At 32.2% G+C, this 4,385-nt stretch carries 3 protein-coding genes and 1 tRNA gene; 2 read left to right on the top strand and 2 right to left on the bottom strand.

Going from position 1 to position 4,385, the window contains the following annotated elements; all coding sequences use genetic code 11:
* Positions 1-1,083: 1,083 nt before the first annotated feature.
* The gene (locus Q0L65_RS05510) at positions 1,084-1,476 is read right to left on the bottom strand and encodes a hypothetical protein (RefSeq protein WP_296684297.1); all 393 of its coding nucleotides are present in this window, start codon (positions 1,474-1,476) and stop codon (positions 1,084-1,086) included.
* A gap of 88 nt (positions 1,477-1,564) precedes the next feature.
* Here Q0L65_RS05510 and Q0L65_RS05505 point away from each other — a divergent pair, with 88 nt between their 5' ends.
* Together Q0L65_RS05505 and Q0L65_RS14015 are read left to right on the top strand one after the other, a co-directional pair.
* A complete protein-coding gene (locus tag Q0L65_RS05505; RefSeq protein WP_296684294.1) occupies positions 1,565-2,539 on the top strand; it encodes a hypothetical protein in 975 nt (324 codons plus the stop codon).
* Positions 2,540-2,758: 219 nt separating this feature from the next.
* Entirely contained in the window at positions 2,759-4,306 is a 1,548-nt protein-coding gene (locus tag Q0L65_RS14015; protein ID WP_366051363.1) for a recombinase family protein, read from the top strand.
* Here Q0L65_RS14015 and Q0L65_RS05500 read toward each other — a convergent pair.
* A tRNA-Val gene (locus Q0L65_RS05500) sits at positions 4,263-4,340 on the bottom strand. The genes Q0L65_RS14015 and Q0L65_RS05500 overlap by 44 nt on opposite strands.
* Positions 4,341-4,385: the final 45 nt, after the last annotated feature.

Below are 4,385 nucleotides of genomic sequence, written 5' to 3'. Positions count from 1 at the left end.
CAATTAAGCAATTTTGAAAATATTTTCGGATAAATTTTACGGTTTTTTAAAAATTTCTTTACGGTTCTAATAGAAATTATTAGCGAAAATTTAAATCGTACGAACTAGGTTTTGAAAGAGGAGAAATCGACCTGACACTTACTAAGCTTCAAAAGATAAGTGAAGTACTTGGAGTATCTGCCTCAGACATACTTAATTTTGATGTAACTAATATTTTCAATATTTCTAATAATCAACAAGTGCAAGGATTAGGAAGCAAAGAAAGTAACATTACCAATAACCTAAATAAAGTAGACGATTATACCCAGAAGTATATCAAAATGCTTGAGGATAAAATTCAGCAATTAGAGAGTAAATAGATTCACCTATTTAGTGGTAAAACAAGCAAACTTTCAAATTATTTTAAAGGAATGATTGTTTGTTTAGCCTCATTTAAACATGGGAAATGGGTTTAAAAAGCTGCTTATTAAGGCGCTGAAAAAAATTATTTAAAATAATATAAAATATCTCAAATGATAGTTTATATTTTTTATAATAAGATTTTTTTCAGCAAAAGCACTTTACGACAAACCGAAGCTTGGAAAATCATTTCGAAGACCACTTGAAGACCATTTTTCCTATCAAAAAACCAAAAGAAAGGTCTAAAGGAACAAATAGTCCAAAATCGTTGAAAAACGATTGCATTCGTTTGTAAACTATAAAGGGTTTCTAATGGCTATTGTTTTGGCTATTTTATTACTAAATCATTAGGTTTTTGTAATGTTTTTCTTTTATGATTTCTTTACGATTTCTTTTCTAATTTTTAAATAGAAAACACAATTTCTTATTTGCATTTGATACATGCGCAAACAAAACAAATACTATTACGTACACCTAATATTTTAGCCTTTTTTTTGTAGCAATTGTTTCTTTTTCTTTTTATAATTCAAAAGTAAAATTGTGACTAATGTTCTTTTTTTAGTTTTCAGATTCTGATTAGTAATTTATTCAATCAAGCAAACCATTTTCTATAAGTAGAATTATTTTATGGTTTTGGCTTGGGTTTTTATTTTTGGAACTAACTATAACTAAAACAATACAGGCTTAGTTTTCTTCTTTGTATTTATAAAAACAAATTACATCTTCTTCAATGTTATATCGAAAGTAAATGTCTTTGATTCTCTTTAAAGAATTATAGAGTTTTTCACTTGGTGAGAATTGTTTGGTGCTCATGTAAACAAATCTTTTGAATCCTAATGCTTTTACTACTTTAGCATCCACTTCAAATATGTTTTGTTTAAAGAAATGTAAAGCTATTTCGTAATTGCGTTTTAATGCTTTTTCAAATTCATATACTTCGTGGTTCTTTTCTCTATCGGATAGGTAATGAAATCGGTTTTTACAACTAGCGTTGCAAAATACCTTCTTTGGATTTTCTATGTATTCGATAACTGATTCACATTCAGGATTCTTACATTTTCTTTCTGTTCTATGCATTTTGTACTTTTTTTAATTATTTTTTTAATTCCATATAAAAACTTAGAAAAAATTAAGTTACATTCGCGTAACGTTTATAAACAAAAAGATGAATTTATTCGAAATTTTTCCAAAACTAATAGAACACCGTGTTCCAGTATCTGCCTTGGATATAGAACCTAGAGTATTTTTTCATTGGAAAGAAAAAGGAGTTATTGACTATGTTCCGTATATTGATACTCCAGCACTTGAGCCAAAGGCGAAGAAAGTTAGAAAGTGGGCACACTTGAATGCTTTTGATATGCTTTGGTTAATGATTGTAAAAGAACTGCGTAAATACAATATGGATTTAGAAACCATTATTGAATTGAAAGAGTTTCTCAATCAATCTATGTTTAAGAAAGGTGAAAGCTCTTTTAAAGAATTGCCTGATGATGTTATCAAAAAAAACATTAAAGCAGCTATGCCTGTCAATATGCAAGATACCATCATGAAGGATGCCTTAGAAGAATTAACTGCAGAAAAGCTTGATGAGTTCGTGCAACAAATCGGCGATGCGTTTCAGCCCTTCTATACAATTCTAGGAACTGCCTTTCTTTCGGTGTTGATACATGATACCAACCCCATATTAATGATAAAAAAGAAAATAAACTCTGATAAATTTGAGTTTGAACTTAGAGTTTTAGAAATCGCTTTGGAAATCGATAAAGAAGCATTTGTCAACAAGCTCTTAAATGATATTAACCAGAGAATTGTACTCAACATTCCTATTAGACCTTTTTTTGAATTTATCTTCGAAGACGAAAGCATGTTTAAATACACTAAAGCCTTTGAGTTTTTCAATGCAAAAGAGCAAAAAATACTAGAAATTCTTGATAGTGGTGATTATAAGGAAATCAAAATTACCAAAGATGCAAAAGGTCTTTTGACCATCAAGAGTATAAGCACCCAAGAGGTGAAGGATGTCAAAGCCAAAGAAATACGACGCTTGTTGGGACTTAATCAATACGAAACGGCAGAGGTAATTTTCAGAAATGACAAACACTTAGTAATTAATAATACTCAAACACAAAAAATTCAATAGTCCTAATAACCCATTAGCACTTCACTACCCAAAGTCAGGCAACATGTAAACCCTACATCTTGCAGACCCCAGAGGTAAAATGGAATTCGAAAAAGCAAAAAAAATTGTAAACAAAAACAGAGAAAAAAAATTAACAGACCAACAAATTAAAGAAGTGCTCGCACTGGCAGAAATGTTAGCCAGTTGCACTATTACTAATCTTAAAACAGGAAGGCTAAAATGAAAAATGTTATACTTTACGTGCGTGTGTCTACCGATGAGCAAGCAGGAAGAGGATATTCACTCAGAGACCAAGAGCAGAAGTTGCTTAATTATTGCCAAAACAATAATTTCAATGTATTGCATGTTTTCAGGGAAGATTATTCTGCTAAAACCTTCAAGCGACCTGAGTTTAAGAAATTACTGGAATACTGCAAGAAAAACAAAAAGGACATACACCAATTGATTTTTATCAAATGGGATAGGTTCTCTAGAAACACAGCCGAATCCTATCAAATGATAGGGGTGTTCAATGAACTAGCCATTCAGGTAAATGCAATTGAACAACCACTAGATTTGACCATTCCAGAGCAAGGATTAATGCTTGCTGTGTATCTTTCTATGCCAGAAGTAGAAAACCACCGTCGCTCCCTGAATGTTATCTCAGGAATGAGAAGGGCTTTTAAAGAAGGGCGATATGTAGGTAATGCACCCAAAGGATATGATAATGGGAGAGATGCCGCCAAAAAGCCTATTTTGATTCCAAATGACGATGCGAAGTACATGCAGGAAGCTTTTGAGCTTATGGCTACTGGAAATTATCAACGTAATGAAGTTTTATATAAACTAAAGGCAAAAGGATTTAATTCGAGTAAAACGGTTTTTGCAAGAAATTTAGACAATCATTTGTATTATGGAGGTGTATTTATAAAAGCCTACAAAGAGGAGAAGGAAACCATTGTAGATGGAATTCACGAGCCTATTATTACCAAAGCATTATTTGACAAAGTACAACAAGTACTTTACAACAGAAAAAACGGAAATAAAAAAGTTCCTAAAACCTACAATGAAGACTTTCCTTTGAAAGGATTTTTACACTGTCCTATTTGCAACAAACAAATGCGAGCTAGTACATCCAAGGGAAGAACGCAGTACTACAGCTATTACCATTGTGTAAGCCCTTGTAAAGGAAGATATACATCTGAGGAAGTGCACCAACAAGTCAATGATTTTCTATCAGACATCAGCTTTGATAAACAATTTCAAGAATTGTATTTTGAAATCATCAAAGAGAACCTAACTGAAGAAACCAAGCAAAAAGCATTAGGAGCCAAACACTATGAAAATCTAAACTCGATTGAAGACAAATTAATCAAGTTACAGGATTTATACATTGATGGAGATATGGACAAAGCGGGATACGAATCGGCTAAACAACGTTATGAAAACATTAAAGCGGAACTCAAATCTAAAGAAGCTACCTCTGAGGATAGTAAAAGGCTAGTGGAGCTGTATAAAACCGCAACTGAAAAATTTATAGCTATTGATTATCAATACGATAAATCTGATTTAGAACACAAGAGGAGAATAATTGGTTCGATATTTGAAAAAAATATTCAGTTCGAAAATAAAAAAGTTCGAACCGCCAATTTAAATCCAATCTTAAATGAAATAGTCAGTATTAACAGGGGTTTACGAGCTAAAAAGAAAAAGGACTTAACCAAAAAATTAGTTAAGTCCCTTATGGTGGGCGATGAGGGGTTCGAACCCCCGACCCCCTCGGTGTAAACGAGGTGCTCTGAACCAGCTGAGCTAATCGCCCGATTGCAATTTGTAAATTTTCATTCCCTTATTGCGAGTGCAAATA

It is taken from the genome of Flavobacterium sp. (assembly GCF_024642105.1).
In the GTDB taxonomy this organism is placed as follows: domain Bacteria; phylum Bacteroidota; class Bacteroidia; order Flavobacteriales; family Flavobacteriaceae; genus Flavobacterium.
Note: the sequence above shows the minus strand (reverse complement) of the source record. Positions and strands in the feature narration are given on the sequence as shown.

Coding starts and splice junctions, on each gene's coding strand:
- Q0L65_RS05510 (WP_296684297.1), bottom strand. CDS start 1,476: ATGCATAGAACAGAAAGAAAATGTAAGAATCCTGAATGTGAATCAGTT.
- Q0L65_RS05505 (WP_296684294.1), top strand. CDS start 1,565: ATGAATTTATTCGAAATTTTTCCAAAACTAATAGAACACCGTGTTCCA.
- Q0L65_RS14015 (WP_366051363.1), top strand. CDS start 2,759: ATGAAAAATGTTATACTTTACGTGCGTGTGTCTACCGATGAGCAAGCA.